Annotated in this window: 20 protein-coding genes, 1 tRNA gene and 2 pseudogenes; 12 read left to right on the top strand and 11 right to left on the bottom strand. The window is 70.6% G+C overall.

Annotated features, from left to right (window positions below; genetic code table 11):
* Positions 1-153: 153 nt before the first annotated feature.
* On the bottom strand, positions 154-2,478 hold the full coding sequence (locus D473_RS0118635; RefSeq protein ID WP_017610563.1) for a hypothetical protein: 2,325 nt from the start codon (positions 2,476-2,478) through the stop codon (positions 154-156).
* Positions 2,479-3,382: 904 nt separating this feature from the next.
* Between D473_RS0118635 and D473_RS0118630 the strand changes: the two genes are divergently transcribed.
* Entirely contained in the window at positions 3,383-4,324 is a 942-nt protein-coding gene (locus tag D473_RS0118630) for an SGNH/GDSL hydrolase family protein (protein WP_241474820.1), read from the top strand.
* Positions 4,325-4,487: 163 nt separating this feature from the next.
* Here the strand turns inward: D473_RS0118630 and fabF are convergent, their stop codons facing one another.
* From fabF to D473_RS0118610, 4 genes are all read right to left on the bottom strand, one after another.
* On the bottom strand, positions 4,488-5,726 hold the full coding sequence (fabF, locus tag D473_RS0118625; protein ID WP_017610561.1) for a beta-ketoacyl-ACP synthase II: 1,239 nt from the start codon (positions 5,724-5,726) through the stop codon (positions 4,488-4,490).
* A gap of 160 nt (positions 5,727-5,886) precedes the next feature.
* Entirely contained in the window at positions 5,887-6,126 is a 240-nt protein-coding gene (locus D473_RS0118620) for an acyl carrier protein (protein WP_017610560.1), read from the bottom strand.
* A gap of 103 nt (positions 6,127-6,229) precedes the next feature.
* Entirely contained in the window at positions 6,230-7,186 is a 957-nt protein-coding gene (locus tag D473_RS0118615; protein WP_017610559.1) for a beta-ketoacyl-ACP synthase III, read from the bottom strand.
* 2 nt (positions 7,187-7,188) lie between these two features.
* Positions 7,189-8,097, bottom strand: a complete 909-nt coding sequence (locus D473_RS0118610) for an ACP S-malonyltransferase (protein ID WP_017610558.1) — start codon at positions 8,095-8,097, stop codon at positions 7,189-7,191.
* Positions 8,098-8,421: 324 nt separating this feature from the next.
* Between D473_RS0118610 and D473_RS0118605 the strand changes: the two genes are divergently transcribed.
* Complete coding sequence (locus D473_RS0118605) at positions 8,422-9,669, top strand: PucR family transcriptional regulator (protein ID WP_017610557.1); 1,248 nt, start codon at positions 8,422-8,424, stop codon at positions 9,667-9,669.
* 319 nt (positions 9,670-9,988) lie between these two features.
* Positions 9,989-10,903 (top strand): annotated as a pseudogene (locus D473_RS28785) (hypothetical protein); the annotation flags it as partial.
* 173 nt (positions 10,904-11,076) lie between these two features.
* On the opposite strand, the gene D473_RS0118590 reads toward D473_RS28785, so the two are convergent.
* Positions 11,077-12,729, bottom strand: a complete 1,653-nt coding sequence (locus D473_RS0118590) for a DUF7800 domain-containing protein (protein WP_026127088.1) — start codon at positions 12,727-12,729, stop codon at positions 11,077-11,079.
* Positions 12,730-12,868: 139 nt separating this feature from the next.
* Between D473_RS0118590 and D473_RS0118585 the strand changes: the two genes are divergently transcribed.
* The 5 genes from D473_RS0118585 (at position 12,869) to D473_RS0118565 (ending at position 14,933) form a co-directional block, all read left to right on the top strand.
* Positions 12,869-13,276, top strand: coding sequence for a secondary thiamine-phosphate synthase enzyme YjbQ (locus D473_RS0118585; RefSeq protein ID WP_017610553.1), 408 nt, complete (start codon positions 12,869-12,871; stop codon positions 13,274-13,276).
* Between the two features lie 208 nt (positions 13,277-13,484).
* Positions 13,485-13,910: a DUF3052 domain-containing protein gene (locus D473_RS0118580; protein WP_017610552.1), complete on the top strand. Its 426-nt coding sequence runs from the start codon at positions 13,485-13,487 to the stop codon at positions 13,908-13,910.
* A gap of 101 nt (positions 13,911-14,011) precedes the next feature.
* Positions 14,012-14,497: a peroxiredoxin gene (locus D473_RS0118575; protein WP_017610551.1), complete on the top strand. Its 486-nt coding sequence runs from the start codon at positions 14,012-14,014 to the stop codon at positions 14,495-14,497.
* A gap of 133 nt (positions 14,498-14,630) precedes the next feature.
* Complete coding sequence (locus D473_RS0118570; RefSeq protein WP_193373297.1) at positions 14,631-14,804, top strand: hypothetical protein; 174 nt, start codon at positions 14,631-14,633, stop codon at positions 14,802-14,804.
* A gap of 55 nt (positions 14,805-14,859) precedes the next feature.
* Positions 14,860-14,933 (top strand) — tRNA-Val (locus D473_RS0118565).
* A gap of 147 nt (positions 14,934-15,080) precedes the next feature.
* Here D473_RS0118565 and D473_RS0118560 read toward each other — a convergent pair.
* The gene (locus D473_RS0118560) at positions 15,081-15,881 is read right to left on the bottom strand and encodes a cyclase family protein (protein ID WP_017610549.1); all 801 of its coding nucleotides are present in this window, start codon (positions 15,879-15,881) and stop codon (positions 15,081-15,083) included.
* Between the two features lie 139 nt (positions 15,882-16,020).
* Between D473_RS0118560 and D473_RS0118555 the strand changes: the two genes are divergently transcribed.
* From D473_RS0118555 to D473_RS0118545, 3 genes are all read left to right on the top strand, one after another.
* Positions 16,021-17,238 carry a PP2C family protein-serine/threonine phosphatase gene (locus D473_RS0118555; RefSeq protein ID WP_033353609.1) on the top strand — a complete coding sequence of 406 codons (1,218 nt, stop codon included), beginning with the start codon at positions 16,021-16,023 and terminating at the stop codon, positions 17,236-17,238.
* A 76-nt stretch (positions 17,239-17,314) separates the two neighbouring features.
* Positions 17,315-18,475: an FAD-dependent oxidoreductase gene (locus tag D473_RS0118550; RefSeq protein ID WP_017610547.1), complete on the top strand. Its 1,161-nt coding sequence runs from the start codon at positions 17,315-17,317 to the stop codon at positions 18,473-18,475.
* 169 nt (positions 18,476-18,644) lie between these two features.
* A complete protein-coding gene (locus D473_RS0118545) occupies positions 18,645-19,256 on the top strand; it encodes a TetR/AcrR family transcriptional regulator (protein WP_026127087.1) in 612 nt (203 codons plus the stop codon).
* Between the two features lie 124 nt (positions 19,257-19,380).
* On the opposite strand, the gene D473_RS0118540 is transcribed toward D473_RS0118545, so the two are convergent.
* The 4 genes and pseudogenes from D473_RS0118540 to D473_RS25815 form a co-directional block, all read right to left on the bottom strand.
* Entirely contained in the window at positions 19,381-20,592 is a 1,212-nt protein-coding gene (locus D473_RS0118540) for an acyl-CoA dehydrogenase family protein (RefSeq protein ID WP_017610545.1), read from the bottom strand.
* Positions 20,592-21,605 carry a phosphotransferase family protein gene (locus D473_RS0118535; protein WP_026127086.1) on the bottom strand — a complete coding sequence of 338 codons (1,014 nt, stop codon included), beginning with the start codon at positions 21,603-21,605 and terminating at the stop codon, positions 20,592-20,594. Before D473_RS0118535 ends, D473_RS0118540 begins: the two co-directional genes overlap by 1 nt.
* Before the next feature lie 64 nt (positions 21,606-21,669).
* The gene (locus D473_RS0118530) at positions 21,670-22,446 is read right to left on the bottom strand and encodes an SDR family oxidoreductase (RefSeq protein ID WP_017610543.1); all 777 of its coding nucleotides are present in this window, start codon (positions 22,444-22,446) and stop codon (positions 21,670-21,672) included.
* 1 nt (position 22,447) lies between these two features.
* Positions 22,448-23,147, bottom strand: a pseudogene (locus D473_RS25815) (SDR family oxidoreductase).
* 153 nt (positions 23,148-23,300) lie between these two features.
* On the opposite strand from D473_RS25815, the gene D473_RS0118520 reads away from it, so the two are divergent.
* Positions 23,301-23,594 carry a GNAT family N-acetyltransferase gene (locus D473_RS0118520; RefSeq protein WP_017610541.1) on the top strand — a complete coding sequence of 98 codons (294 nt, stop codon included), beginning with the start codon at positions 23,301-23,303 and terminating at the stop codon, positions 23,592-23,594.
* Positions 23,595-23,645: the final 51 nt, after the last annotated feature.

Here is a 23,645-nt window from a genome sequence, read left to right as displayed (position 1 = left end):
GGGTCCCGGCCCGTTCGTGTTGTGCGGGCCGGCGGAAACGGAGGCGCACCTCGTGGTCGCCCTCGGAGCTCTCCGGACACGGCCCGGGCCGGTCAGCACCGAGCGGGTGCGGCCGCCCCGGGCCCCGAGGAACCCTGAGCGAAGACGTGTGCGTCAGTGCGCGGCAAAGAGCCCGGAGTGCAGCTCCTGGGCGATGTCCTCGTCACCGCGGCGCGAGAGGTGCTCCAGCAGGGACTGCGGGTCGGTCGGGGCGCTCTCGTCGGAGTCGGTGATGCGCCGCGACAGGATCCGCAACGCCTCCTCGGTGGAGGCCGGTGCCGTGTATCCGCTCAGGTGCAGTGCACGGGCGGCCGGGGAGAAACCGCTCGTGTCCGTGGCAGGGAGCTTGCGCGCGTCCAAGCGGTCACCGGAGACGGTGATGAACATGCGGTCGCCGGGCTGGGCGGCCTGGCGGCGCAGGAGCGGGCGCAGCGAGTCGAAGGCCGGCTGGTCGCGCCAGACCAGCACCAGCAGGTCGGCGCCGGGTGCGGTCAGGCACAGAAGGCGTCCCGGCTGCAGACCCAGGTGGGTGGCGTACCCCGTGGGCACGGCCACGGGGGCGCCGTTGAGGTGGTCGGCGGTGATGTCGACGCGGTGCCACCAGCGCCCGTCCGGGGCGCGGAAGCAGCGTGCGGCCGTGGAGGGGTCGTCGGCTCCGGGGCCGTAGTGGTCCGTGGCCGGTGTGGCCGGGGACGTTGTCGCCGGGACCGGGCCCGGGACCGGGTCCGGGGCGGGATGCGGTGCGGGCCCGGGGCTGTGCTGGGGCGTGTACTGCTCCTGCGGTTGGGGTGCTGCCTCCGGGCCGTCGGGGCGGCGGCGGATCGGCAGCCCGTTCTCGGTCGTGGCGCCGTCCATGCCCTGGGGCGTGGGGGCCTCGGCCGGGGTCTCCATGGGCACGGACGGGTCGACGAACACGTGTCCGTCGCGGATGTTGATCCCCGGGGTGCTCAGCAGCCAGGCACGCAGTTCGGGCTGGCGGATGCCGATACGGGCCAGCCGGTTGCCTGCTTCAGTGAGGTTGGGTGCGTCGGTGACGATCTCCCGGGTCTGCCAGCGCAGCCGGTTGGGGTCGTCGGCGATGAGCCAGCCGTTGTGCATACGGCGGTCGGTGAACAGGGTGATGACCACGCGCCACATCGGGGTCTGCAGGGCGGGTACGTCCACGGGATGGTCGGCGTGGGCGTTGATGAGCCGGTCGATGGTGGTAGCGGCGCCCAGCTGTTCGGACAGGTCGCGCAGGTGCTTGGTGAGCGAGGCGCCCTCGGTCGAGTTGAGCCAGGTCAGCAGGCGCTCCTCGACCTTGCGTTGGGCGGAGCGGATCTCGTTGACGTCCACCGAGATCTGTTCGGAGAGCACCCGGATGCTGATGGGGTCGGTGGCGAAGAGGCGTTCGGCGGCCACCGTGCGCTCCAGCTCCGGCCAGGAGCGGATCATCTGCTCGACCTGGTCGACGAGTGGGTGATCGCCCAGCGTGGGGGAGTCGGGTGCCTCCTCGGCATCGGCGCGCATGGCCTTGGGCGGGCCGAAGCTCGGGCGGCGCAGGGTGCGTCCGGGGCCGAGCAGAGAGCTGCGGAACTGTGAACGCAGATCGGTGCCGCCGGACTCCTCGGTCTCGGCCTCGACCGCGGATGGAGGCGCGGCCGGGGAGCTCTCGTGCGCGGTCTCCGGGATCATGGCCGCGGAGCTGACCATGCCGCCCGCGGGGGGCTGCTCGCCCGCCGGGTGTTCGCGGTGGCTCGCGGAGCTCTCGTGCTCGCCTTGGGGCTGTTCCTCGCGGTCGCGCTGGGCCCGCAGCGCCCGCAGGGTCCGAATGGCTCGGGTGGCCGGTGTCTGGGGCGGTCCGTCGTTGTCCTCGGTCCCCTGGCCCGAGGGCAGGCCGCCGGCGTTGGTCGCCCCGTTCAGATAGTCCAGGGCGTCGCGCACGTGCTCGGGAGCGGACTCGGGCAGCCAGTGGGCGATGGTGCGTACCGCCTCCAGCATGAGCGCGGGGGAGGGCACCGGGCCGGTGGGCAGGTTGTTGCAGGGGCGCAGCGCCCGCCAGGCGACCGTGCTGATCACGTCGATGGTGCGGCACTCGCGAAGCGACCAGGAGTCGATTTCCTGCGGGGAGGCGTTGACGAGGCGGTCCCATTGGCCTGCGGTGGAGGAGACCACGGTGCGGACCGGTTCGGCGAGCTCGTCGCACTCGACCTGCTGACCGCGCAAGCTGGGCAGGAACTCCACCAGGGGCACGTGTCCCCACTGCTCGACCGCCAGGCGCGCAAGGCTGTGCGCGAGCCAGGGCGGGCCCGCGATCTCCAGGACACGGGCTATGGGCAGGGAGTTCCACCAACCCTCGATGAGCCGGTCGTGGTGCAGCAGGGGTGCCACATCCGGCGACTTCGACCAGCGAAGGGCGGGGGCGAGGTCAATGAGGCAGATCGGGGAGACGGCGTTCATCTGAGTGTTGGGCGTGGGAACCCCACCTTCAGGCAGGGGAAGAAACGCCCCCTCCTTCCTGACGCAAGCTTACAAGAAGTCCTCATAGCGTGTGAATATGGCGAGGGGTACGGTGAAGCGGGCGTTCTCGCGCCGCTCCCATCCCACGGCTGTGCAGGCGGTAGGGGCCGGCGTAGGGCTTCGCCGGGGAACTTCCCGAACGGGGGCGGCCGGTGCCGGACCAGGAAACCCTGGATTGAGACCCCGAGGGCTTTTTTCTTTTGACGGGAAAGGCGAAGTCGACCGTTTGGGACCTCCACTTCCTGGTCTCCGCTCGTGAATTCGGAAGGAACCGTACGGGCCTTCGGCCCGGTTCACCACAGTACGCTCCCCCGCTCCGGTCGCGGGCCGAGGAGATGTGGGGCCGTCACCGGTGCTCCTCGGAGGGCCCGGGGATCCGGGAGACAGGGTTGCCATGAGCACATCTCGGAATCGTACGTGTCTCGGAGGCGCATCGGTACCTCCATGCTCTCCTGTTCTGCGCCGTCGCGCAGGCGGGCACGATGTGTGCTCGCTCAACAGCAGGAGTTGTCGCAGTGCGCGGTGCATACTTCTGTGTTCTACCTCATGCCCGAAACAAGGCTCGTGACGGAAGGCTCCGGCGTTGTCCTCTCGGGCCCGGGCCAACCGTGCGCACGCATGAAACGGAAAGCTCCCCGGGTATGCTGGTTCGGCACTGTCCTCGTCCGAACGTCCTTCGGCCGGGTGGCCCGCTCGAGGCCGACCAGGGGTCGACGGTGTTCGAACGCGGGTCGGCGGCCCAGCGCGACCCCCACCAAAGGATTTGCCGTTCCCGCGCACCCTCGGCCCAGCGCGAGTGTGGAGCGGTCGAGCCGGATGATTGGTTGACGTGACAGACCTTGAAATGAATCCCCCCGCGTCCGCGCGCGTGGGTAGACCGGAACCGATCCGGTCCTACGTGGCCCTCGGCGACAGCATCACCGAGGGGATGGAGGACAACAGCGGGCCCGGAGGCGAGTACCGCGGGTTCGCCGACCGTCTCGCCGAACACTTGGGAACTCTCACCCCGGACTTCCGGTACGCCAACCTGGGAGTGCGCGGGCGCCGCATGCACCACATCTTCGGTGAGCAGCTCGAGCAGGCTCTGGAATGGAAGCCGGACCTGGTCACCGTCCTGGCCGGCGGCAACGACGTCCTGCGTCCGGGCAACGACCTCGACGCCCTGGCCGAGCACTTCGAGCGGGGCGTGCGCCAGCTGCGCGACGCAGGCCTGCGGGTGGTCATCCTCTCCGGCCACGACACCGGGTGGATCCCCGTGTTGCGCTACTACCGGGGCCGCATCGCTGTGTTCAGCATGCACATGCGTTCGGTGGCCGAGCGCACCGGGACCGAGATCGTGGACCTGTGGGCGCTCAACGCGCTCAACGACCCCCGCGCCTACAGCGAGGACCGCCTGCACCTGAACGGGACCGGCCACCAGATCGTCGCCGCCCGCGTCGCCGATCTGCTCGGTTTCCCGATGGGCGCGCGCGAGGCCTGGACCGACCCGTGGAGCACACCGCCCCAACAGCTGCCGAGGATCCTGCGTCGGCGCGAGAACCGCCGTTGGGCCCGCCAGTACCTGGTGCCGTGGCTGCGCCGCCGGGTCATGGGCCGTTCCTCCGGGGACGGGCGCATGGCCCGCCGTCCGCAGCTGGACTTCCTCTACGACGAGGCCACCCGCGCCCGCGTGGCCCGGGACCTGACACCCGGGGCCCCGGACAGCGATCAGGGCCCGGTCGCCCCGGTGGAGGAGGTCCCCACCATCAGCCCGTCGGGCACCAAAGGACCCGAACCCCGCGACTGACTTCCTCTCACACCGTGCCTCGTGCCCCGTTCCTCTTCCGGAGGCCGGGGCACAGCCGTCTCGGCCTCCTGCCGGGACCGCGCCCGTGAGCACGTGGCAGGGGAACGGAGAACGGGCGGGCACCGCCTGTGCGATACCCGCCCGTTCCTCGTGTCTTCGTGCCTCAGGTGCGCTTGAAGGCCAGAGCGATGTTGTGCCCGCCGAACCCGAAGGACTCGTTGAGGGCGGCCACGTCGCCGGCGGGCATCTCCTCGGACTTGCCGCGCACGATGTCCACGGCCGTCTCCGGGTCGAGCTCGTCGATGTTGATCGTGGCCGGGATACGTCCCTCGTGCAGGGCGAGCACGGTGGCGATCGACTCGACCGCTCCGGCGCCGCCCAGCAGGTGGCCGGTCATCGACTTGGTGGAGGTCACCCGCACGCTGTCGGCGGCCGCGTCCCCCAGGGCCGTGCGGATCGCGCGGGTCTCGCCCACGTCACCGGTCGGGGTGGAGGTCGCGTGCGCGTTGACGTGCGCGATGTCGGCCGGCTTCAGGTCGGCGTCCTTGAGCGCCTCACTGATGGCGCGGGCCTGCCCGCGGCCTTCGGGGTCGGGCTGGACGATGTCGTAGGCGTCATCGGTGTAGCCCACGCCCGCGGCCTGGGCGTAGACCTTGGCGCCGCGCTGGGCTGCGTGCTCGGCCGACTCCAGGACCAGGATGCCGGCGCCCTCACCCATGACGAACCCGTCGCGCCCCTGGTCCCAGGGGCGCGAAGCGCCCTCGGGGTCCTCGTTGCGGGTCGACAGGGCCCGCATGGACGCGAACGAGGCGATGTTGAGCGGGTGCAGGGCGGCCTCGGTGCCGCCGGCGATGACCACGTCCGCGCGGCCGCTCCGGATCATCTCGACCGCGTCGCCCACGGCCTCGGCGCTGGAGGCGCAGGCGCTCACGGGGGCGTGGGCCCCGGCGCGGGCGGTGAACTCCAGGGCCACGGCGGCCGAGGGGCTGTTGGGCATGAGCATGGGCACGGTGAACGGGGAGACCCGCTTCCACCCCTTCTCACGGAAGGTGTCGTACTGCTCCAGGATCGTGAGGATGCCGCCGATACCGCTGGAGACCACGACACCCAGACGCACGGGGTCGATCTCGGGGGCCCCGGCGTGGTCCCAGGCCTCCTGTGCGGCGATGAGTGCGAACTGCTGGGTCCGGTCCAGGCGGCGCAGGCGCGGCCTGGGAAGCTTCTCGGACGGCTCCTGTGCGATCCGACCGGCAAAGTGTACGGGGAGGCTCTCGTGCCATTCCTCCGGCAGCATGCTGACACCGGAGCGGCCGTCGAGGAGCGCGGACCATGTGGTCGCGACGTCACCCCCGAGGGGGGTGGTGGCCCCGAGGCCGGTGACGACGACATCGGTCTTGGACATGATCCGATCGCCCTTCTCGTGGGTCGTTCCCGGTCGCGGGCCGGGAGGCGGTGGGTGCTGTGCGACTAAGGAGTGCGATACCGACACGGACCCGGGCCGAGTGCCGGCCGGGTCCTGGGGCGCCCGCGCGGGGTTCTTCCCGCCCGGGCGCCGGGACGCGCTACTTCTGGATGTAGTTGATGACGTCCTGGACCGTCTTGAGGTCCTTGAGCTGGTCGTCGGGGATCTCCACGCCGAACTTGTCCTGTGCGGCGACGGCGATCTCGACCATGGACAGCGAGTCGATGTCCAGGTCGTCCACGAAGCTCTTCTCCGGGGTGACCTCGGAAGGCTCGGTCCCGACGATCTCCTCGACGATCTCGCCGAGGCCGGCCAGAATCTCCTGCTCGCTGTGGGCCATGTGTCTTCTCCTTGTTCGCTGTTCTTGCTTTCGGACGGCCCCGCCGCACGGGGTCGGACGGGACCGGCCCGTGGCCGTGCGGTGCCGCTCGGGCTCGGCGGGGTCAGGGGATGCGGATCACCTGTGCGGCGTAGACCAGCCCTGCCCCGAAGCCCAGGGTGAGTACGGTGCTCCCCGATGGCAGCTCCCCGCGCCCGATCATGCGCGAGAGCGCGAGCGGGACGGACGCGGAGGAGGTGTTGCCCGCGGTGACGATATCGTGGGCCACGAGTGCCTGGGGCGCACCCAGCTTCCTGGCGATCGATTCGACGATACGCAGGTTGGCCTGGTGGGGGACGAAAGCGGTGATCTCGGTCGGGTCCACACCGGCGCGCTCCAGGGCCTGCAGGGCGATCTTGTGCAGCTCGGTGGTGGTCCACCGGAACACCGCCTGGCCCTCCTGGTAGAGGTAGCGGTTCTCACGCAGGTAGATGGTGTCGGCGCGCTCGCCGGAGGAACCCCAGACCACCGGTCCGATGCCCTGGTCCTGGTCGGCCGAGACCACGGCGGCGCCGGCCCCGTCGGCGAAGATCACGCACGTGGCGCGGTCGTCCCAGTCCACCCAGTCGCTGAGTTTCTCCGAGCCCACGACCAGGACGTGGCGGGAGCTGCCCACACGTACCGCGTCCGAGGCCAGATTCAGTGCGTAGCAGAAGCCCGCGCAGGCCGCGTTGATGTCGAAGGCGCCGGGGGCGGAGATGCCGAGCCGGGCGGCCACGGTGGCGGCGGAGTTGGGGATCTGGTCCTGGGAGGTGCAGGTGGCCACGATCACCAGGTCGATGTCCTCGGGGGAGAGGCCGCTGGCGGCCAGGGCCTTGCCTCCGGCGGTCACCGCCATGCTCTCCACGCTGTCGTCGGGGCCCGCCACGCGCCGTTCCTCGATACCCACACGGCTGCGGATCCACTCGTCGTCGGTGTCCACGCGCTGGGCCAGGTCGTGGTTGGTCACCACATGGGCGGGCTGGTACTCGCCGAAGGAGCGGATCACCGCTCCGCCTGGCGCACTGGGGGCGTTGAACATGGTCAGCCTTCCTGATCGGTGCTCGCGGGGGAGATCGCACCCGCGTGCTCCTTGACGATGGCGGCGGCGCGCTCCAGGTCGTCGGGGGTCTTGACCGCGTGGAGTTCCACACCGCGCAGGGCGCGCTTGGCCAGGCCGGTCAGGGTGCCCGCCGGGGCGAGTTCGATCATGGCGGTCACACCGAGGTCGGCGAGGGTCTCGGTACAGGCCTGCCAGCGCACCGGCGAGGAGATCTGGGCCACGAGCCGCTCCAGGTACTGCGATCCCTGCTCGACGACGGCGCCGTCGAAGTTGGACAGCAGGCGCACCGAGGGGTCGTCGGTGCGCAGGCGCGCGGCGCCGGTGCGCACGCGCTCCACGGCCGGGGCCATGTGCTCGGTGTGGAAGGCGCCGGCGACCGGCATGGGACGCAGACGGGCACGCTCGGGCGGGTTCTCGGCGAAGGCGGCCAACTGTTCGGTGGTGCCGGCGGCCACGATCTGTCCGGAACCGTTGTCGTTGGCGGGGGTGAGGCCGGCGGCCTCGATCGCGGCCAGTACGTCCTCGCGGCGCCCGCCCAGGACCGCGGTCATTCCGGTCTCGGTGCGCGCAGCGGCCTCGGCCATGCCCCGGCCGCGTTCGGCCACCAAGGACAGCGCGTCCTCGGGAGTGAGGACCCCGGCCAGCGCGGCGGCGGTGAATTCGCCGACGCTGTGGCCCGCCACGGCGTCCACGGAGGACGGGTCCACGGGCAGGGGGGCCTCGGCGTCCGAGACGGAGCCCAGCAGCGCGGTGGCGGTGGCCAGACCGGCGCTGACGAGGAGTGGTTGAGCGACGGCCGTGTCGCGGATCTCGTCCGCGTCGGCGGTGGTGCCGTAGCGCACCAGGTCCAGCCCGGTCACCTCCGACCAGGTCTCGAACCGCGGGGCCATGCCGGGCAGTTCGAGCCATGGGGAGAGGAATCCGGGTACCTGGGCGCCTTGGCCGGGAGCAACGATGACAAGCACGACATCCACCTTGCCCTGTAGGAGATCACCAGTCGGATGGGGACGGACACGAACTTCGCGCCGTCCTGTTTGTGGACCCTCCACAAAACGGGGCCGACCTCGTGGTTCCGGGGCGGGCGCCGGGGAAGGGCACACCCCCTGACATTACGCGGATTCGGAGCGCTTTCCCCGGACAGGTGCACCGTTGTGGCCCCGCACACCCTCGGGAGGGGCCGGTTCCCTGCGCGGCGCGGATGCCACCCTGGTGGAGTGAACGATCAACCCGACCGACCTCAGGACCACGAGGGCACGCAGCCCCTCGGGGCCGAGCCCGGACACGATGACGCGGTCCGGGCCGAGACCGCGCGCCGACTGGAACGATCGATGGGCCGGCTGGGCACCGCGGTCGTGGCGAGCATGGAGGAGCGCCTTCCCTGGTTCAGGCGTATGTCCGCCGAGGACCGATCCTGGATCGGTCTGGTCGCCCAATCGGGTGTGGCCGCGTTCGTCGACTGGTTCCGCAACCCTGTGCGCGGGCGCCCGGCCATCACGGTGGAGGTCTTCGGCACCGCCCCGCGCGAGCTGACCCGTTCGGTGTCGCTGCAGCAGACCGTGGACATGATCCGTGTGGTCATCGACGTCGTCGAGGGACAGGTCGACGGCCTGGCAGCACCCGAGGGCGCCCAGCAGTTGCGTGAGGACGTGCTGCGCTACACCCGCGAGGTGGCGTTCAGCTCCGCGAAGGTCTACGCCCGTGCCGCTGAGGCCCGGGGCGCCTGGGACGCGCGACTGGAGGCGTTGATCGTCGACGCGCTGCTGCACGGCGACCACCAGGACGGGTTGCAGACGTGGGGATCGGCGCTGCGCTGGTCCCAGACCCCGGTGATCGCCATCGCAGGAGACAGCGGCGAGGAGGACGGCAACAAGGTCCTGGACGATCTGCGCGGGGCGGCCCGCCGTAGGGGCCATGACGTCATCGCCGGGATGCAGGGCGACCGTGTGGTGCTCGTGGTCGGGGTCGGAGAGCGCTACTCCGAGGGTGCGCTGCCCGCGGCGGCCGCCGAACCCCTGGCCGGCCTCTTCGGTCCGGGGCCCGTCGTGGTCGGTCCGGTCGTGCCCGACCTGAGGGCCGCGGGCGCCTCCGCCCGCGCTGCTGTCAGCGGGCTGCGTTCGGCGCCGGCCTGGCCCGATGCGCCCCGTCCGGTACTGGCCGAGGACCTGTTGCCCGAGCGGGCGCTGCAAGGGGAGGAGGGAGCGCGCCGCCAACTGGTCGAGGAGGTCTACCGGCCCCTGCTCGGGGCGGGTTCTCCGTTGCTGGACACCCTCTCGGTGTATCTTGAACATGCGTCCTCCCTGGAGGCCACGGCACGCATGCTGTTCGTCCACCCGAACACCGTCCGGTACCGGCTCAGCCGTATCGCCGAGCTGACCGGCCACGCCCCCTCCGACGGTCGGGGATCCTTCGTGCTCCGTATCGCGGTCGCGTTGGGTCGGCTCGGTGCGGTCGAACACGGTTGAGAGCAACCGCACATGGTTCGAGCAGAACCTCACAGGACTCAGGCACGTCCTACGTAATAGATGTGATCCGATCGTTGCCTGAGCTTTCTGTCCGCTTATCGCAGTTTCATCGGCGTCGGGTAGGTATGTAACTGACCGTACGCGCCCGGGGACTACGCGAAAAGGGATAGTTTTGTGGCGAGCGGAGCGCCGCCGGTACTGCGGTGAGCCGGCTCCGGACCTCGGGCGAGGGCCATCGCACCGCTTCCGTCTTTGACGTTCTTGGGGGATCGAAACTGTGGTCGAACGACCGGGGACAGGGGGCCGAATACTACGGCCTGTGATCAACTACGTGCTGGAGCCGACGCAAGAGGGGCAACTGCGTCGCCGGGTACTTTTCTGGTTGCCCGCCCCGCTGCCCGTCCTGGGGCTGGTCGCCCTGCTGGTGGGCGGTGCGCAGTCGGCGTCCGGTTGGACCATCCTTCTCGCCGCGAGCGTGGGTGTGGGCACGCTGCTGCTGGCTCTGATCGTGCATCCCACACCGCTGCCCGAGGGGCTCACACCCCAGGTGTCCTCGCGCCGCTCGTTGCACCGGTTCCGCCAGTTCACCGGGTTGCGCATCGCCCTGGCGCTGGTCCCGGTGGCCATCGGCGCGGCCGCCTCGATCATCGGCGGCGGCATGTATCCGCTCTACGCCGCGCTGGTACTGGCCTGGCCGCAGATCCTCATGGCCCTGCCGACCTTCTTCGTCGTCACCCGGGCCCGGCGCGCCATGGAGACCTGGGGCACGACCGCTTACCTGTGGCACGCGCTCTCGCGACCGGCCAGAGTCACCTGGCCCATCGTCTCCTCCGCCCGGCGGGTCTGGAGCCAGTGGCGGCAGGAATGGGCCAAGGCGCGCGTGGCGGCGCGCCGTGAGTCCGCCCTGCGCAGGTCGGAGAAGGTCGAGCGTGACCAGGCCCGCGACCCGCAGGTGGTCCCGCCCCACCCGGACCAGGTGACCACGGCCCGCATCCCGGTCCTTGCCGAGGACACGGCCGGCCAGGGCAGCGCTTCGCAGCAGGACGGCGGCGCCGACGGTGAGAAGACGGAAGATTCCGTGGCCGCGGCGGCCCCCGCGGTCTCTGCGGCTTCCGCGACCGACGGTTCCGAGGCCGAGATCTGCGGCCACACGGGTGAGGAGACCGGCACCTCCCCCGAGAACGGGACCCGGGAGGACGGGGACGGGATCGAGCCCACCGCCCAGCTGTCCGCGCTCGAGGAGGACCCCCGGACCGCCGAGACGCCGGCTGCCGCCACGGGTACCGGCTCCGAGCGCACCTCGGGCACCCTGTTGGAGCGGGGAGGCGCCCCTTCCCAGCGGGTGCGCCGGAACCGGCGCGGGCCCTCGCAGTCCGCGCGGCGCCCNCCGCGCCGCTGTGTCGCGACCTACAGGCTCGTGCCGAAACGCACCCCGGGCACGGCGTCGGGGCCGCCGTTGGGGCAGTGGTACCAGCGGGCCTCGGCCTCCCGGCCCCGCAGGAAGACCTCCCCGATGGTGTTGCCGAAGTAGGGCCGCCCCTCCAACGCCCAGCGCAGCGCCGGCGGCGCGACCCGCGCGGACCGCGCCATGAGGCGTCCGGCCGGAGGGAAGGGCCAGGTCGTGGACAGCCATGCCGTCCGGCGCAGGCTCGAGGGCATCCTGTTGCACAGGGGCGAGGAGACCAGCTGGCTCACGCGGGAGGAGAGCTCCGGCCCCTCACGCGGCCGGGCCTGCGCCAGGTAGGAGAAGTGCACGTCGCCGCTGAGCAGAAGCACGGTCGCCGGGGCGGGGCCGCGTTCGCCGCGCGCCACCTCCAGCAGCGTCCGGGCCAGCCGGGTGAAGGAGTACTGGAATGCACCCCAGTGCTCCAGATCCAGCGCCTGGCGCAGACGCTCGGCCGGGGCCCGCATCCGTTCGCCCCAGGCTCCCGCGCACACGGCCTCGTTCCAGGACTCCAGGTGGTGCACTGCCGGGGGCAGCAGCACCGGGACGGTGGAGACCACCACGACGTGGTCCGGGCCTCCGGTCAGGTGCTCCTCGACCCATTCGTGGCCCTCGGGCCCCAGGATCGACCGCGGCCCGCCGGAAGGGCCGTCCTCGCCGAGGGCGCGCGCACAGCGGGTATCGGTCATGAGCACCCGTACCGCTCCCACGTCGACCCGGTGGCTCCAACGGTAGGAGGAGGGCTCCTCGTGCGCCCGCCACGCGAACTCGTCGACCACGTCGCCTGCATCGCCCCCGCGCTCGCACACCCGGTTCCACCACGGGTCCTTCTCCCGCGCCTCGGGGGAGAGGTTGCCCAGGTGCTGGTACACCCAGTAGGCGCCCAGGCCGTGGGTGACACGCTCGGGCCACCAGGGCCGTTCCTCCATCGCGCGCCGCCAAGCGGCCGAGGTGTTCCAGTCGTCGCGCACGTCGTGGTCGTCGAAGACCATCAAGGTGGGCACGGTCGACAGCAACCACCGCACCTGGGGATCGCTCCAGGCCTGACGGTACAGCTCCGCGTACTCGCTGTAGGCCACCACCTCGTCGGCGGGGGAGGAATGGTCGGTGCCGCGGGTCCGGCGCAGATGCTCACGCATCGGTTCGCGTACCTCGTCGGCGTAGACCTGGTCGCCGATCAACAGCAGCAGCAGGTTCCCCTCGGGTGTCTCCTCGGCCAGGCGCCGCGCAGTGGCGCGCAGCATGTCCGGGCCGTGGTCGACCACGCCCTCGGGGGTGTCGCCCGTGGGCAGGCGGCAGGACCCGTACAGCAGTCGTGTGGGGGCCTCGGGGTCGGTGGTGCGCAGTTCACTGGGGGGCAGGGAGGAGGTGGGGTCGGGCCAGACACGGTCCCCGTCGAGGAAGACTTCGTAGGGCGAGGCCGTTCCCGGGGAGAGCCCCCCGATCTCGCACACGGCGTAATGGTGGCCGTGGACGGTGAAGGTTCGCGCGGTCGCGGTGGTGTGTGCGTCCACACGGACCCGTACCCGGCAGGGGGCGTCGGTCTCGACCCACACGGTGGCGGTGGTGGGCCCCACGTGCCGCAGCAGGGGGCCCAGACGCAAAGAAACAGTCATGGTTTCCCCTCTTTTTCCCAGGTTCGCACACCTGGAAGAGGGGTCGGTAGCCGCCGAAGGAAGCAGACGGATCGGCTACCCTCCACAGTTGTGACGCTCGATGGTTGCACGAAGTCCCGGGCTGCGCGATGGTGGCGCTATGCGGACACAGATCCTCGAGCTGCACACCGGAGGGTCGGAGAGCATCACCGACATCACCTCCCAGTGTGCGGACTTCGTCGCCGGCTCCGGCGACGGCCTGCTCCACGTCTTTGTCCCGCACGCGACTGCGGGCGTGGCAATCATCGAACTCGGGGCAGGCTCCGACGACGACCTGCTCGCTTCCCTGGACGACCTGCTGCCGGCCGACGACCGGTGGCGCCACAAGCACGGTTCGCGCGGCCACGGACGGTCCCACGTCATGCCGGCCTACGTCGCGCCCCAGACCACGGTCCCCGTCATCGGGGGCTCACTCGAACTGGGCACGTGGCAGTCCGTCGCAGTGGTGGACCTGAACGTGGACAACCCCGAGCGACGGGTGCGCCTGTCGTTCTTGGCATCGGCGTGAACACTCGGCGCCCACGGGGCCGGGAAGAAGGGTTCGCCCGCGCGTTGACGGGACATGTCATAGCGTGTGAACTAGGCCATCAGCGATGGTGAAGGGCCTACGGACCCACACGGCGGGCGCAACGCCCGACATCGTTGAGACAACTGCATCGGGCGCCCTTGCTCGAGCAGAACAGACTGACAACATCCATTTGTGGAGGAGAACTTTCGTGAGCGCGACCGCGGGCCAGGCACAGAGCGAACGCGGCTTGGCTGACCGACTCGGATTCAAGCCGGGTCAGGTGGTGCAGGAATTCAGCTTCGACGACGACGTTGACGAAGGCCTGCGCGCTTCTATCGTCGAATTCACCGGTGAGGAACTGGTCGACGAGGACTTCGACGGCGATGTCGACGCGGTACTGCTGTGGTGGCGGTCCGACGAGGAGGGGGAACTCACCGACGCGTTGATGGACACGGTCACCCAGGTGGCCGACGGCGCCACCATCCTGGTGATGACGCCGAAGGCCGGACGTGACCTGCACGTTTCGCCCAATGACGTTGCCGACGCCGCCGGTACCTCCGGCCTGTCCCAGACCAGCGCTGTCAGTGTCGGATCGGACTGGTCGGGGACCCGACTGGTCGTGCCCAAGCGATAACGGGCCTTCCGAGAGACCGAACCACCACCGGTGCCGCGCGCCCCACAGGGCGGGCGCGCGGCGCTGAGCGGCGCCCATGCGCCGCGGACACGAGCGAGGGCATGACCAGCATCGCGCCGGGCGCCCGGGCGCCCGACTTCACTCTGGACGACCAGCACGGTCGTCCCACTACTCTGTCGGCACTGCGCGGCGGCCCTGTCCTCGTGGTCTTCTACCCGTTGGCCTTCTCCGGAGTGTGCTCGGGAGAGCTCGCCGAGCTGGCCGGGCTGTACCCGCGCTTCGCCGAGACCGGTACCCACGTGTTGGCGGTCTCGGTCGACTCCACCTTCGCCCTGCGCACGTGGTCGGAGCGGGAGGGTTTCCCGTTCCGGCTGTTGTCGGACTTCTGGCCGCACGGGGCCGTCGCCGAGACCTACGGGGTCTTCGACGACAGGCGCGGTGTGGCCCGCCGCGGTACGTTTCTGCTCGACGTCGACGGTGCGGTGCGCTGGAGCGATCACACGCCCGTTTCCGAGCCCCGCGAGATGACCCGCGCCCTGGAACAGGCCCGCGCCCTCGGCCGAGGCCCGCGCCCCGCCTGGTCCTGATCAGTGATCTTCCGGACGAGGCCCACGAGAGCGCCGCTCTGGCCTCCCGACCCGCAGGGGAGGTGCTGCGCAGTGGACAGCCGCGGCTCAGCCTCTCGCGGCGGGTGCCGGTGGGGCCGGGGCCGTCGTGCCCTTGATCGCCTTCGACACCCTGGACGAGGCCGTGGAGATCGCGACCGCCTCCGATCACGGGCTGTCCCTGTCCGGCACCGGGACCCGCTTCGGCGGTACCACGGCGAATCCGGAGGCCTTCACCGGGACCCAGCGGGTCGCCATGCAGGCCGACGTCGCCACCTACCCGTTCTGACCCGAAACAGTTCGGCAGCACTCCGCAGGAGGGGTATGATCTCCAGTCGACGCCGGGGCGCGTAGCTCAGTCGGTTAGAGCGGTTGCCTTACAAGCAATAGGTCAGGGGTTCGAGTCCCTTCGCGCCCACCCCGGAACGACCCTGTTCGGGGGCTCCGAGCCTCCGTGCGGGGTCGTTCTTCGTTTCCACGGCAGGCCCGGCCCGGCCGGATCCGTGTTCGCGCAGAGCCTCGGCCGCGGACTCGGCGGCCGATCCATTCGCGTGCCCCTTCGGTCTCACACCAGGGCCAGCACCCGGCTGGGCGCGCCCGAGGCATCCTCGCCCGGCATTACCCCGACCATCAGCGTCGCTCCCCGCGCGGGCACCTGCTCCAGCCCGGTCAGGCACTCCAGGCCCCACCGGTCGGCCCGACCGATCACCTCGTGGGCGGGAAAGTCCGTGGACACCCCCGGGTCACTGCTGAGGGTGTCCACGCCGAACCCGGCCACGCCCCGCTTCTCCACCAGGAACGCACACGCCTCGGCCCCCAGGCCCGGGAAGTGCCAGGTTCCCTCGGTGTCCACGCCCCGTACCGCGGCGTCACCGTGTTCCCACTTCGTGCTCCACCCCGACAGCATCAGCACCGCCGATCCTTCCGGAACCGGGCCGTGTGTGCGCTCGTGCTCGAGCACGTCCTCGACGGTCAGCACCGTGTCGGGCTCCTGGGCGGCACGCTCGCGCACGTCCAGGACCACCGCCGGTACGACCAGTTCCTCCGGCGTGATGTCGGGCACCAGCCGACCGCCGCCGATCACGTGCCCAGGGGCGTCCAAGTGGGTTCCCGAGTGTTCCAGGAAGGTCCACCGGTTGAAGTGGAAACCCGCCTCGCCCTCGGCCAGGGCCGGGGCGACCGGCTCACGGACCGGTTTTTCGTCGTCGAACGCGGCCATCGCCGGGGAGAGCACGTGGCTCAGGTCCACCACCCGCCCGGGCCGCGACGGCCACACCGAAGGGCCCGCCATGGGCCGCGCGGGTTCTTCGGGGGCCGGGCCGCCTGTGCGCGCACGCACGGTCTCGCCGGTTCCGTTCAGGCACATGGGCTCGCTCCTGGCTCTCGGGTTCCTCGGGCACTTCTGCCCCGCGTGAGACGGCACAACCGTACGGGCCACGGGGACACACCACGTGTGTACCGGTATGTTCGCGCCGCGCGGTGTGAGACTTGACGGGGGTGATCAGATGGCGGAGAACTTTCCCTTGAGTGAGAGCGAGCGGGTCTTCGAGGATCTGGTCCGGGTCGCACACGCCGACGGGCCGATCGAGGCCCTGGAACTGGCCGACCGCTATGCCCACGTGCTGGGGCTGGTCCGGATCACAGCGCACCTCGTCGACCTGCAGCAACGCGTCCTCGTCCCCCTGTTGAGCGGTCCCGAACTGGACGTGGACACCACCTTGGCCGGGGAGGCCTACCGCTTCGAGGCCATGCGCCTGGTCGAGGGGGAGAACGGGCTGGAATTGTGGCTGCCGCTCATGGGCGGAGCCGACCGCATGGGTGTGCTGCACGTGGTCACCGAATCCCTCGACCGGCCCACCCTGCACCGCTGCCGGACCCTGGCGGCCCTGCTCTCCCTGATCATCAACTCCCAGCGCGTCCACAACGACGGCTACCTGCGCCGCGTCCGCAAACACAACGTGGACCTGCGTACCGAGATGCTGCGCGCCTTCCTGCCGCAGCGTTCGGTCGGCACCGGACAGGGCGTGTCCACCGCCGTACTGGAACCCGCCTACGCAGTGGGCGGTGACGCCTTCGACCACTCCATCACCCGCGACGTCCTGCACGCCACCATCCTCGACGCCATGGGCCACGACCTCGCATCGGGGCTGACCGCGGCAGTGGCCATGGCCGGGGTCCGCGACGCCCGCCGCAGCGGTGCCGGCCTCACCCAGCTCACCGGCAACGTCGGCAACGCCCTCTCCGAATGGCTGCCCGAACGCTTCTGCACCGGGGTCTTCTCCACCCTCGACCTGGCCGGTGGCGTGTTCTCCTGGGTCAACTGCGGTCACCCCGCACCTTTGCTGATCCGGCGCCAAGAACTCATCGGCGGGGCCCTGGACCGGACCGCCGAACCCCCGCTCGGTCTGGGGCTGGAGGAGAACCACAACTACACCCTGCACCAGCTCCAGCTCGAACCCGGCGACCAGATCCTGCTGTACACCGACGGGGTCGTGGAGGCCCGCGGCCCCGACGGTGAGATGTTCGGCCTCGAACGTTTCGTGGAGTTCATCATCCGCGCCACCGCAGGCGACGAGCGTGCGCCCGAGACCCTGCGCCGCCTCATCCAGGACATCCGCGGCTATCAGGAGGGCCACTTCACCGACGACGCCACGATCATGCTCATCCAGTGGCGTCCCGACACCCGGTTCCATGGCGGCGGCTCCGGAACCCCCGAGACCTGAGACCGCTTCGTGGCCGTGACCCTTATGGGGACCGCACACGCTACGCACTAGCCTCGGAGCGAAGAAAGGGGATGGTATGCGGGTTGTGGTCATCGGTGCCGGCGTCGGCGGTCTGGCGCTGGCTGCCGGGTTGGTCGAGCGCGGTATCGAGGTCGAGGTCCACGAGAGAGGTCAACGGCTGCGCACCGGCGGGGCAGGTCTGGGTCTGTACCCCAACGGGGTGGCGGCCCTCAGCGAGCTCGGTGTGGCCGTGGAGGACCTGGGCCGGCCCATCGACGTCCTGGAGAGGCGCGACACCAAGGGCCGCGTCACTCTCGGCATCGACGTCGCGCGCATCAGCGAACACTTCGGTTTCATCGCGCGCACCGTGCCCCGGCGCGCCCTGCTCGACCGGCTCCACCACCGTCTGCCCGAAGGGGTGCTCCACCTGGACCGCGAGTGCGTGGGGGTGCGCCTGCACGCCGACGGCACCTCCAGCGTAGTCTTCTCCGACGGAACGCGCAGCACCGGCGACGTCGTCGTGGGCGCGGACGGGGCCGGGTCGGTGGTGCGTACCCAACTGCTGGATGAGGCTCCCCCGGAGATGGGCCGCTGGGCGAGCTGGCAGGGGCTGAGCACCCTCGACTCCCCGCGTGCGAGTGGGCGGGTGGCTTCCTTGACCCAGGGACGCCAGGGCACCTGCGGAATCATGCCGGCCGGGAACGGGCTGGTGCAGTGGTGGTTCGACGTGCGCTGGCGGCGTGGGCTGCCCGTCACCGAGGAGCCCGCCTCCGTGCTGCGGGAGCTGTTCGCCTCCTGGAGCGACCCCGACGTGCGGGCCGTCCTGGAGCAGGCCGAGAGCTCGGAGATCAATTTCTTCCCGCACCTGAACACCCGTGTGCGGGGCTCTTGGGGCCAGGACAACACGACCTTGCTGGGGGACGCCGCCCACACCTTCCCCCCGGCCACCGCCCAGGGGGCCAACCAGGCATTGGAGGACGCCTGGGCGCTGGTGACCGCGCTCAGCGACAGCGGGGCCCGTGCCGACCCCGCCTGGGCGCTGCGCCGCTACGAGGAGGTGCGCCACCGCCCGGCCGCGGTCGCCTCCTTCACCTCCTCGCTCAACGGTGTGCAACGCATCCGGCTGCCGCGCCTGCCCATCCGCGGGATGCGCGATCTGCCCGGCGACACCGCCACACGCTGGTTCGGCGGGTACCTGTCGGCGGTGAGCAACGTGCTGACCGGCCAGCGGCCCTGAGGAAACGGTCGAAGAGGACCGGGCGGGCAGCGCCCGCTCGGCCCGCCCGTGCTCCCGTGCTGCGGGGCGCGGCCGCGCCGCGGGGCAACTCGGGTACCAGCCGGTCGGTATGCTGGCGGGGTTGGCTTGAGGGCCCGTAGTGATGCGGGAACACGATGTGAGGCGGGACATGGCACAGGCGCGCGACGGCGAGGGCAGTGGCAACGCGACGGGCACGGTGCCCGAACGGCTCCTGGGGGCCGCGACCCGGCTCTTCGCCGAGCGCGGTTACGAAGGCACTTCCGTGCAGGCGATCGTGGCGGCCGCCGGTGTGACCAAGGGTGCCATGTACCACTATTTCGGTTCCAAGGACGACCTGCTCTACGAGGTCTACGCCCGCGTGCTGCGCATGCAGACCGAGAACCTCGCCGAGATCTCCGGCCGCGACGAACCTGTCACCGACCGGGTGCACGCCGCGGCTGCCGACGTCATTGTCACCAGCGTCGACAACCTCGACGACACCGTCATCTTCTTCCGGTCCATGCACCAACTGGAAGCGGATAAGCAGCGCACCGTGCGGGCCGAGCGCCGCAAGTACCACGAGCTCTTCCGGTCGATGATCGAGCAGGGCCAGGCCGAGGGAAACTTCCGCACCGACGTGCCCGCCGACCTGGTCGTCGATTTCTACTTCGGTTCGGTGCACCATCTGAGCACCTGGTACCGCGAGGGCGGCCCGCTCACCGGCGCCGACGTGGGACGCCACTTCGCCGACCTGCTCATCTCCTCCCTGACCTCCGCCTGATCCGGAGGGGTCAGGTCTGCTCCACCACACAAGGGGCCGAGCATCTGGGGCTCTTGTGGCCCGGGAGACCCGACATCGGGCAGGGCCCCGGGGCGGCGGGCGCGGGCCACCGCCCCGGGAGAACTCACCGGTACTTGCGCAGCTCGGCCCGACCGAGTGAACGCAGATGCACCTCGTCGGGGCCGTCGGCCAGACGCAGCGAACGCGCGCCCGCCAGCCACTCGGCCAGGGGCAGGTCCTGGCTCACCCCGGCAGCGCCGTGCGCCTGGATCGCCTTGTCCAGGATCCACTCCACCGTGCGCGGGGTCGCGATCTTGATCGCCTGGATCTCGGTGTGGGCGCCCTTGTTGCCCACAGTGTCCATGAGGTAGGCGGTCTTGAGCACCAGCAGCCGCAGCTGTTCGATGGCCACCCGCGCCTCGGCGATCCACTGGCGCACCACACCCTGGTCGGCCAGGGGGTAGCCGAACGCGGTCCGATCCAGGACCCGTCGGCACATCAGCTCCAGCGCCCGCTCGGCCATTCCGATCGAGCGCATGCAGTGGTGGATCCGGCCCGGGCCCAGACGTGCCTGGGCGATCGCGAACCCTTCGCCCTCACCGCCGATCAGGTTCTCGGCCGGCACCCGCACGTCCTCGAAGACGACTTCGGCGTGCCCGCCGTGGTCGCTGTCGTCGTAGCCGTACACGGTCATCCCGCGTTCGATCCGCAACCCCGGGGTGTCTCGCGGTACGAGCACCATGGACTGCTGTTTGCGGCGCTCGGCCTCCGGGTCGCTCTTGCCCATGACGATGAAAATCTCGCAGGCCGGGTTCAGCGCACCGGTGATGAACCACTTGCGGCCGTTGATGACGTACTCGTCACCCTCACGGACGATGCTCGTGGTGATGTTGGTGGCGTCGGAGGAGGCCACCGCCGGCTCGGTCATCGCGAACGCCGAACGGATCCGCGCGTCCAGCAGCGGCTCCAACCAGCGCTTCTTCTGCTCCTCGGTGCCGAACATCGTCAGCACCTCCATGTTCCCGGTGTCGGGGGCCGAGCAGTTGAGCGCGGCCGGCCCCAGACCCGGGCTGCGGCCGGTGATCTCGGCCAGGGGCGCGTAACTCAGGTTGGACAGCCCGCCGTGCTCGGGGTGCCCGGCCAGGAACAGGTTCCACAGGCCGCGCCGCCGTGCCTCCGCCTGGAGCTCGGCCACCACGGGCGGGATCGACCAGGGGTCCTCGCGCTCGTCCAACTGTCGGGCGAAGGCCTCCTCGGCCGGGTACACGTGTTCGTCCATGAAGGACAGGAGCTCGGAACGCAGCTCCTCGGTCGCGGGGTCGTGAGTGAACTCCATCAGTCCTCCTGAAGTGTGGTGTGGGCGCGCTCGACCAGGAGCGGGACCACCTCACCCATGGTGTCGAAACCAGCTCCCACGGTCAGCCCCTGGCTGTGCCGGTAGTGGATGCCTTCCGCGATCACCGCGAGCTTGAAGCAACCGAAGGCCACGTACCAGTTCAGGCGGGACACGTCGCGTCCGGTCGCGGCCGCGTAGGTCTCCACCAGCTCCGAAGCGCTGGGGAAACCCTCCGCGGAGGTGGCGGGGGAGGGGCCACCGGTGACCGAGTTCTCCTTGTAGACCAGCATCAGGCCCAGGTCCACCAGGGGGTCGCCGAGGGTGGCCATCTCCCAGTCCAGGACCGCGGTCAGGCGGCCCTTGCCGGTGACGAGCACGTTGTCGAGCCGGTAGTCGCCGTGCACGATCGCGGGCGCGCCCTGTTCCGGCCGGGTGCGCTCCAGGCGTTCGTGCAGTTCGTCGATACCGGGGATGTCGCGGCTGCGTGAGGCGTCGAGCTGCTTGCGCCAGCGCCGCACCTGGCGCTCCAGGAACCCCTCGGGGCGGCCGAAGTCGCCCAGCCCCACCGAGGCGGGGTCGACCGCGTGCAGGTCGCCCAGGGTGGTGATGAGCGACTGCGCGATCTCGCGTGTGCCCTCGGTCCCGTACGGCGCGATCTCGGCCTCGGTGCGCAGCGGGAGTCCTTCCACGTGCTCCATCACGTAGAAGGGGGCCCCCAGCACTTCGGTGTCCTCGCACAGCAGATAGGTGCGGGGCACGGGCACGGCGGTGTCGCGCAGGCCGGTCATCACCCGGTACTCGCGGGACATGTCGTGGGCGGTGGCCAGCACGTGGCCCAGGGGAGGACGGCGTACCACCCAGTGGCCGGAACCGTCGGTGACCGTGTAGGTGAGGTTGGACTTGCCGCCGGTGATGACCTCACCGCTGAGCGGGCCCGCGATCATCCCGGGCACCTCGCGGTCCAGGTACGTGCGCAGCCGGTCCAGATCCAGTCCGGGCAGTTCCTCTGTCATCGTCGTCTCGGGCACCTCGCGGGGCGCCTGCTCCTTTCTGGGCTGTGTCGGTCGTGGCCGGGGGTCAACCGTTCGTGCCGGTGACCTTGGCCTGCAGGCGGCGCATGCCCTTGAGCCAGCGGTCGGTGTCGGAGGCCCGGGCCGCGTAGAAGTCGCCGACCTGGGGGTGGGGCAGGATCAGGAACCGTTCATCGGCCATCCCGGCCATGACGGCGTCGGCGACCTCCTCGGGGGTGATCGCGTCGGCGCTGAGGATCGCCTGGCCCATGTCCCCGCTGCCCTCCAACAGGGAGGTGCGCACGCCCAGGGGGCACACGCACTGCACGGTCACCCCGCGGTCGCCGTAGGTGGCCGAGAGCCACTCGGCGAACGAGACCGCAGCGTGTTTGGTCACCGAGTAGGGGGCGCTGCCGAGCATGGTCAGCAGTCCCGCTGCCGAGACGGTACTGAGGAAGTGGCCGTGTCCGCGCTCCACCCACCCCGGAACCAGGGCGCGGGCGGCCCGCACGTGGGCCATGACGTTGACCTGCCAGGCCTGCTCCCAGTCGGATTCGGGGGCCTCGGGGCCGCCGCTCGTTCCCACGCCTGCGTTGGCGAGGTAGAGATCGATGCCGTCCAGGTGCGCGCCGGCCTCGGCCACGAGCGCGGTCACACCGTCCTCGCTCGCGGCGTCGCCTGGCACGGCCAGTCCGCCGATCTCGGTGGCCACGGATTCGGCGGCAGCGGCGTCCAGGTCGTTGACGACCACGTCCGCGCCGGCCGAGGCCAGGCGGCGGGCGAGGGCCGCCCCGATGCCGTTACCCCCGCCGGTGACGACCGCGCCGGTCCCGGTCAGATCCATGTCACAGTCCTCCGGTGAGGGTCACGCCGCCGTCGACGACGAGGGTCTGGCCGGTGACCCAGGCGGAGTCCTCGGAGAGCAGGTGGGCCACGGCTCCGGAGATGTCCTCGGGCACACCCAGGCGGCCCATGGGGTATTGGGCGGAGACCTCGCTCTCGCGGCCCTCGTAGAGCGCCTCGGCGAAGCGGGTCTTGACGACGGCGGGTGCGACGCCGTTGACGCGGATGCCGGGCGCCAACTCCACGGCCAGTTCCTCGGTGATGTGTTTGACCATCGCCTTGGTGGCGCCGTAGAACCCGATCCCGGGGGCCGGCTTGATCCCCGCGATGGAGGAGACGTTGACGACGGAGCCGCCGTGTTCACCCATCCAGGCCTTGTAGGACTTCTGCACCCAGGAGATCGCCGACAGGGCGTTGACGTCGACCATCTTGCGGGCGGCGTCCAGGTCGAGGTCGACCATGCGTCCGAAGACCGGGTTGATGCCGGTGTTGTTGACGAACATGTCGAGGCTGCCGAAGGCCTTCAGGGTGGCGGCGATCGCCTCGTCCTGGTGGTCGGGGTCGTCGGCCTTGCCCGGAACGGCGATGGCGTGCTCGGGACCGCCGAGGGCCTCGACNCCGGAGCCGTTGGGCGATGGCGAGACCGATGCCTCGGCTGGCGCCGGTGATGACGGCGGTCCGTCCGGCGAACCGGGAAGTCATGGAGATCTCCTTTGACCGACTGGTCGGTATGGCAAGGAGACTCTATGCCCGCCGGGATGCGCGCCGCAAGGGGGCCGATAGCCATGGACGGAGCCACAATGGGCAGGAGAGGGCCGAAGGCCCTACCGAGACGAGGGCGAACAGGAGCCGCCGATGGCGACCGAAGTCGTGAACCACCCGGAACAGCGCCGGTACGAGATCACCAGTGACGGGGAGCCGGCCGGTCATGCCGAGTACCTCCTCACCAACGATCTCGTCACCTTCACCCACACCGAGATCGATCCCTCCTTCGAAGGGAAGGGGCTGGGGGGAACGTTGGTGCGCGAGGCCCTGGACGACGTTCGCGAGCGCGGCCTGGCGGTGCTGCCGCTGTGCCCCTTCGTCAAGGGATGGATCGAACGCCATCCCGACTACATCGACATGGTCTACCGCTCAACGGAGGAATGACCCGGCCTGAGGGGTGTGTGGTCGCGGGCCCCGGGACGGTTCGGCGGCCCG

It is taken from the genome of Nocardiopsis xinjiangensis YIM 90004, from assembly GCF_000341145.1.
Lineage (GTDB): Bacteria > Actinomycetota > Actinomycetes > Streptosporangiales > Streptosporangiaceae > Nocardiopsis > Nocardiopsis xinjiangensis.
Note: the sequence above shows the minus strand (reverse complement) of the source record. Positions and strands in the feature narration are given on the sequence as shown.